This is a genomic window from Sandarakinorhabdus sp. (genome assembly GCF_031422795.1).
GTDB lineage: Bacteria > Pseudomonadota > Alphaproteobacteria > Sphingomonadales > Sphingomonadaceae > Sandarakinorhabdus.
Genome location: NZ_JANPML010000037.1, coordinates 1 through 6,175 on the forward strand (window position 1 = coordinate 1; position 6,175 = coordinate 6,175).

Sequence of the window (6,175 nt, forward strand, 5' to 3'; positions counted from 1 at the left end):
CGCTGTCTGATCTGTCGGCGGCGATTGCAGCCGGCGACGCGCCACCGCGTCCGTTGCTCGAACAGGCCCGCGATCTGAACAGCGAGGCCATCCTGAAAAGCCGCGCCAAGATGATAAGCGTTGAAAAGCGATTGTCTGCGCAGCGTCCCGGCCCGGTCATCCCCCGGCCTGATCCTGTCACCTACGGCAGCAACGGGCGCTGGGCCTGAATCATGGCAAGGAATGGGGGGATGGGGGGAAACATCCGGATTGGCGCAGTTGGCGGGGCCGGGCTGGCACGCGCCTTGCTTGGGGTAGGGGCATGACCCAGGCCATATCCTTCCAGCGCCCTGCCGGCCCGCCCGATGTGCTCGATGCGGTGCGCAGCGCGGCCAGCCGCACCGGGGTTGATTTCACCTATCTGCTGGCCAATGCTCGCGCTGAATCCGGCCTCAATCCGAACGCCCGCGCCATAACTTCCTCGGCCACCGGCCTGTTCCAGTTCACCGATGCGACCTGGCTGGCCACCGTTGCCCGCCACGGCGAAAAGCACGGGCTGGGCTGGGCCGCCGATGCGTTGAAAAACGGCGCCAGCGGTGCGGTCAAACAGACGATCCTGTCGCTGCGCCACAACGCCGAAGCTGCCGCCACCATGGCCGGTGAGTTCACACGCGACAACGCGGCCCGCCTCGAAGGGGCGCTGGGCCGCGCTGCGGGTTCGGCTGATCTGTATCTGGCGGCTTTCTTTGGTGCCGGCGGCGCCATCAAGTTCCTGAAGACCATGGCAGCGGCCCCCGGCATGGCCGCGGCCAATCTGTTGCCGGCAGCAGCGGCGGCCAATCGCTCCACCTTTTACCACAAGGACGGCAGCGCCCGCAGCCTGGCCGAAGTCCATGATCTCGTCGCCAGCCGCATCAACCGGCACATGGGCGGCGGCACAGCAAGGATCACGGCCGGCAACAGCCTGCCGGCCACCGGCAGCATATCGCCGGGGCCGGACCCGGCGCTGACCGCGGCCCGCGCCCGCATGGCCTATCTCGTCCTGGCAGCAATGTCATGAACGCGCTGGCCCTTGATCCGCGCATGTGGAGCGCCCGCACCACGCTGATGCCGGCAGCGATCCTGATTCTGGTTGCGTTGATGGTGGTGCCGCTGCCCACCATCCTGCTCGATCTGTTTTTCGTCACCAATATTGCGGTGGCGCTGATCGTGCTGATGGTGGCGATCAACATCCGCAAGCCGCTGGATTTCTCGGCTTTTCCCACCGTGCTGCTCTATGCGACGCTGCTGCGGCTTGCGCTCAACGTCGCTTCCACCCGTGTCGTGCTGGTGCATGGCCACGAAGGCACCGCCGCCGCCGGCCATGTGATCGAAGCGTTCGGCACCTTCCTGGTCGGCGGCGATTATGTCGTTGGCCTGTTCGTTTTTGCCGTGTTGATGATCATCAATCTGGTGGTGATCACCAAGGGTGCCGGCCGCGTTTCCGAAGTCGCCGCCCGTTTCACGCTGGATGCGCTGCCTGGCAAGCAGATGGCCATCGATGCCGATCTGAACGCCGGCCAGATCACCGCCGACGAAGCCCGTGCCCGGCGCCTCGAAGTCACCACCGAAGCCGATTTTCACGGCGCCATGGATGGTTCGTCCAAGTTCGTGAAGGGCGATGCCGTCGCCGGTGTGCTCATTCTGGCTATCAACATCATCGGCGGCCTCATCCTGGGCACCGTGTCCCACGATCTCACGCTGGCCGATGCCGCGACCAGCTATCTGCTGCTGGCGGTGGGTGATGGCCTGGTCGCACAGGTGCCGGCGCTGTTGCTGTCGATCGCTGCGGCCATGGTGGTGACGCGCGTTGGCAAGGATACTGATCTTGCCGGCCAGGTTGGGCTGCAGCTGGGCGAGACAGCGCCGTGGCTGCCGGTGGGCATCATCCTGTCTCTGCTGGGCCTGCTGCCCGGCATGCCGCTGATCATCATCGCGCCGGCCGCCGGCTTTGCGCTGTGGCTGGCCCTGAAGAAAAAGCCTGTGATTGAAACCCCTGCCGAGGCCGCCGCTGCCGAAGCCGCCGCCGATGACGCCCGCATCGAGTGGGCCGATGTGGCCGACAGCGCGCCGGCCAGCATCGATATCGGTTTTGGCCTGGTGCCGATGGTAGATGATGCGCGCGGAGCGCCGCTGATGGCCCGCATCACCGCCGTGCGCCGGCAATTGTCGAAGAATCTGGGTTTCGTGCTGCCGCAGGTGCGGGTGCGCGATGATCTGGCGCTGCCGCCATTCCGTTATCGCATCACGCTGGCCGGGGTCGTGGTGGGCGAGGATGATGCCTGGCCCGATGATGTGCTGGCCATCGAAGCCGGCCCGATTTCCACACCCATTCCCGGCCGCGAAACCGTTGATCCGGCCTTTGGCATTCCGGCGCGCTGGATTGATCCGGCCGAAACCGATCTGGCCGAAGCCGCCGGTTATACGGTTGTCGATCCCGCTGCCGTGGTCGGCACGCATCTCAATCAGCTGCTGATGGCTCACGCCCACCGGCTGCTTGGCCAGGACGAGGTGCAGGCCCTGCTCGACACGCTGGCCGATGCCACGCCGGCGCTGGCGGGTGCGCTCACGCCCAAATTGCTCAGCGTCGCGGTGGTCACACAGGTGCTGCAGCGGCTGCTGGAAGAAGGGATTTCGATCCGCGATCTGCGCTCCATCGCCAGCGCGCTGGTGCAGGTGGCGCCCAAATCGCAGGAGCCTGCCGAACTGGCCGAACTGATCCGCCCAGCCCTGGGCGCGGCACTGGTGCAGGAACTGGCCGGCGTGAAAGCCGCTCTGGCGGCCGTGGCGCTCGATCCGGGCCTTGAAACCCTGCTGGTGCAGGCCGTGCGCGCCAATCCGGGCGCTGCCCATCCGTTCGATCCGGCGCTGGTCACCCGCGTGGCCGAAGCCGTGGCCGCCGCCACCCGCGCGCCCATGAACGAGGGCCGCCGTTTTGCCATTGTGACCGTGCCGCAGGTGCGCCGCGCACTGTGGCAGCTGCTGCGCGCCCGGCTGCCCGGTGTGCCCGTGCTCGCCTTTGCCGACATTCCCGATGACCGCGACGTGGAGGTGCTGGCCGTGATCGGCGCCGCCAGCCCACGCGCCCCAACTGGAGACGCCTGATGGACGCCCGCCTTGGCCTTGATCCCGCCCTGTATGCCCCGGCCCGCCTGGCGCAGGTTGATCCCGAACGGCTGATTTCCAGCCATCTGCAATTGGTGCGGCGGATTGCCTGGCATGTTCATGCCCGCGTCTCGTCGGCCATCGATGTGGAAGATCTGGTGCAGATCGGCATGGTTGCGCTGATCGAGGCGGCGCGCAGTTTTGAAGATCGCGGCCACGCCGCCTTTGCCACCTATGCCAGTGTGCGGGTGCGCGGCGCCATGATCGATCAGTTGCGCAAAGGCGCCACGCTGGTGCGATCAGCCATGCGCCGCAAGCGGGAATGGGGGCAGGTGCGCAGCCGGCTGGAAGGCCAGTTGGGCCGAACCGCAACCGACGAGGAAATGGCCGCCGCGCTGGAACTGCCGTTGGCCGAATATCGCACCGCCAATGCCCAGACCCACGCCGCACAATCGGAAAGCCTGGATGATGTCTATTCCGATCACAGCGAGTGGTTTGCCAGCGGCGACCCTGACGCGCACGACTGTCTGGAACAGGATCGCCGCCGCCGCGCCATTGCAGGGGCGATTTCAACCCTGCCGGAACGCGAAGCGCAGGTGCTGCAACTCTATTTCGTCGAGGAACTGAACCTTGAGGAAATTGGCCAGGTGCTGGGCGTTGGCGCCGCGCGCATCTGCCAGATCAAGAAGGCCGCGCTCATCAAGCTGCGCGGCCAGTTGACGGGCTGGGCCGACGATTGAGTTGCGCTGCGCGGCTGATTGAGTTGCGCTGCGCGGCTGATCGGGTTGCGCTTCGCGGCTGGGGCTGGCAGCGTTGTCGGCATGGACATGACCCGCCTGCGATCGCCGCTGTATCTGCCCGCCAACCGTGCCAGCGCCGTTGCCAAGGCGCGCACCCTGGCCTGCGATGCCGTTATCCTCGATCTGGAAGACGCGGTACAGCCCGATGCCAAGGCTGATGCCCGCGCCGCTGCCGTTGCCGCCGCGCTGCAGGGCGGTTGGGGCACATGCAGCCTGTTCCTGCGCGTCAACGGCATCGGCACGGCCTGGCACGCAGATGATATGGCCGCGGCACACGTGGATGGATTTGATGGCATCGTCGTGCCCAAGGTTGATAGCGCAGCCGAAGCGGCCGACGTGGTGCGCCGCGCCGGGGGCAGGCCGGTTCTGGCGATGATCGAAACGCCGGCGGGAGTGCTCGGTGCGGCCGCCATCGCCGCCACGCCGGGCGTTGCCGGCCTCATCGCCGGGATGGCTGATCTGGCCAAGGCGCTGCACTGTGGCAGCGATGCGAACCGCACGCCTTTGCTTTACAGCCTGTCGGCCATCGTTATCGCCGCGCGCGCGGCCGGCGTCGCCTGTTTCGATGGTGTCTGCACCGAATTTCGCAACGAAGCCGCGTTCATTGCCGAAGCCGGGCAGGGCAAGCTGCTGGGCTTTGATGGCAAGACGCTGATCCACCCCAGCCAGGTCGAACCGTGCAACGCCGTGTTTTCACCGTCGCCTGCCGAAATCGCCCACGCCCACGCCATAATCGCCGCCTACCAGGCTGCCCTTGCCGAAGGCCGCGGGGTGGCAACGCTGGATGGGCAGATGGTGGAAATCCTGCACGTCGAACAGGCGAAGCGGCTGCTGGCCCGGGTTTAGGCCGGCTCTGCCTTTGCGCCGCACTTGTGGCAAAAGGGGGAGAATGTGCCTTTGCGGGCGCTGCAACTGCCGCAGCGTTCAAACAGCCCGATGCCGCAGTGCGGGCAGAAATCAATGTCCGGATTCTTCAGATCCACTGGCCGCTCGCAGCCGGGGCAAACGCTTTTGGCCAGCCGCGCCAGCGCCTGATCATAGGCCAGATCCTGCCGGCGCATGGTTTCGGGCTGGGCTTCGGCCAGCTTTTGGCGCTCCAGATATCTGCCCAGCTCGATAATCGCCCAGCGCCCGATCAGCAGCGTGATGATGATGCCAACCGAATAGCGCACATAACCGCCATAGCTGGGCAGATAGGGCACCAATTCCACAAAGAAGGCGAACAGCGCAAAGAAGATAAAGCCCCACACGAACGGCCACCAACGGCCTTTGCGCGCCCTGGCAAACAGCCAGCCGGCAATGGCCAGCAGCGGCAGGGTCACGGCCAGGCGATACAGGAATACCCGCAGTTCAGCCGCTTGCAGCGCGCTGTCGAGTTTTGTTTGCGCGGCATCACGCAGGGGCACCATGGCGGCTTCGGCGCGCTGCTCGGCCTGCTGCGCATCCAGCAGTTTCTGGCTTTGCGCTTCGCCGGCGCGGCTGGCTTCGGTTTCGCTGGCCTTCAAGCCATCCAGTGCAGTGGTGCGGGCGCTCAATTCAGTGTCCTGATCGGCGCGGCCGGTCGCCTGACGGGTTGCCACCCAATTGTCGAACGTGGCGCGGGCGGCTGCATATTCCTTGCTCGCGCCGCTGCGCTTCAGTTCGGCCTGTTCCAGCGCGGCTTGGGCGGCCATTCGGTTGTAGCGTGCGGCATCCTGCTGCTGCTGAACGGCGACGCCGGCCGGATCCATGAATTGCTGCAACGACAGATCGGCTTCGACCTGGGGCAGATCACCCACCACCGCATTGCCCAAACCAATCAGGAAAAAGGCAAAAACCAGGCTGATCAGCCACAGCGCCCGCACGAACCATTTTTCTGAAAGGCGGATGGCGTTGTTCATGGCTGCGATGCTGGCGGGTTGCGAATGGCCTGTCAAACCGCCACTGCGCAGCGAATGCGGCAAAGAAGGGCTTGGCAAAGCGCCCGCGATTGCCTAACCGGCAGCCCTTGCTGGCTCCGGCCGGCTGTTGGGGCGTCGCCAAGCGGTAAGGCACCGGTTTTTGGTACCGGCATTCCCAGGTTCGAATCCTGGCGCCCCAGCCACCTGACATTGTGCAACAGGTGCAGCTGGCCCACGCCACCCTGGCGATCCGCTGCACGGCTGAGACGGGGGCGAGGCCCCAGCTTCCCTGCCCACAGGGTCAATGCAGGCAGATTATACTGGGGCCCCGACTGACCGGCTTCAGCCCGTTCCGGTAACACAACTGGTGCG

Annotated in this window: 6 protein-coding genes and 1 tRNA gene; 6 read left to right on the forward strand and 1 reads right to left on the reverse strand. The window is 65.9% G+C overall.

Features of this window, described 5'->3' with window-relative positions:
* From RMO81_RS01500 to RMO81_RS01520, 5 genes are all read left to right on the forward strand, one after another.
* Positions 1-209, forward strand: a 209-nt coding sequence (locus RMO81_RS01500) for a hypothetical protein (RefSeq protein WP_409049569.1), incomplete at its 5' end; no start/stop codon positions are given.
* A 92-nt stretch (positions 210-301) separates the two neighbouring features.
* A complete protein-coding gene (locus RMO81_RS01505; RefSeq protein ID WP_310473959.1) occupies positions 302-1,039 on the forward strand; it encodes a transglycosylase SLT domain-containing protein in 738 nt (245 codons plus the stop codon).
* Positions 1,036-3,123: a flagellar biosynthesis protein FlhA gene (flhA, locus tag RMO81_RS01510; RefSeq protein ID WP_310473960.1), complete on the forward strand. Its 2,088-nt coding sequence runs from the start codon at positions 1,036-1,038 to the stop codon at positions 3,121-3,123. Before RMO81_RS01505 ends, flhA begins: the two co-directional genes overlap by 4 nt.
* On the forward strand, positions 3,123-3,863 hold the full coding sequence (locus RMO81_RS01515; RefSeq protein ID WP_310473961.1) for a FliA/WhiG family RNA polymerase sigma factor: 741 nt from the start codon (positions 3,123-3,125) through the stop codon (positions 3,861-3,863). The genes flhA and RMO81_RS01515 overlap by 1 nt, the downstream gene beginning before the upstream one ends.
* Positions 3,864-3,944: 81 nt before the next feature.
* The gene (locus RMO81_RS01520; protein ID WP_310473962.1) at positions 3,945-4,769 is read left to right on the forward strand and encodes a CoA ester lyase; all 825 of its coding nucleotides are present in this window, start codon (positions 3,945-3,947) and stop codon (positions 4,767-4,769) included.
* Here the strand turns inward: RMO81_RS01520 and RMO81_RS01525 are convergent.
* Entirely contained in the window at positions 4,766-5,803 is a 1,038-nt protein-coding gene (locus tag RMO81_RS01525) for a zinc ribbon domain-containing protein (protein ID WP_310473963.1), read from the reverse strand. The genes RMO81_RS01520 and RMO81_RS01525 overlap by 4 nt on opposite strands.
* Positions 5,804-5,931: 128 nt before the next feature.
* Here RMO81_RS01525 and RMO81_RS01530 point away from each other — a divergent pair.
* Positions 5,932-6,006, forward strand: a tRNA-Gln gene (locus tag RMO81_RS01530).
* Positions 6,007-6,175 lie beyond the last annotated feature (169 nt).

Bases quoted from the DNA above. Each gene is read 5' to 3' on its own strand.
- RMO81_RS01505 (WP_310473959.1), top strand. From the start codon at position 302: ATGACCCAGGCCATATCCTTCCAGCGCCCTGCCGGCCCGCCCGATGTG.
- flhA (WP_310473960.1), top strand. From the start codon at position 1,036: ATGAACGCGCTGGCCCTTGATCCGCGCATGTGGAGCGCCCGCACCACG.
- RMO81_RS01515 (WP_310473961.1), top strand. From the start codon at position 3,123: ATGGACGCCCGCCTTGGCCTTGATCCCGCCCTGTATGCCCCGGCCCGC.
- RMO81_RS01520 (WP_310473962.1), top strand. From the start codon at position 3,945: ATGGACATGACCCGCCTGCGATCGCCGCTGTATCTGCCCGCCAACCGT.
- RMO81_RS01525 (WP_310473963.1), bottom strand. From the start codon at position 5,803: ATGAACAACGCCATCCGCCTTTCAGAAAAATGGTTCGTGCGGGCGCTG.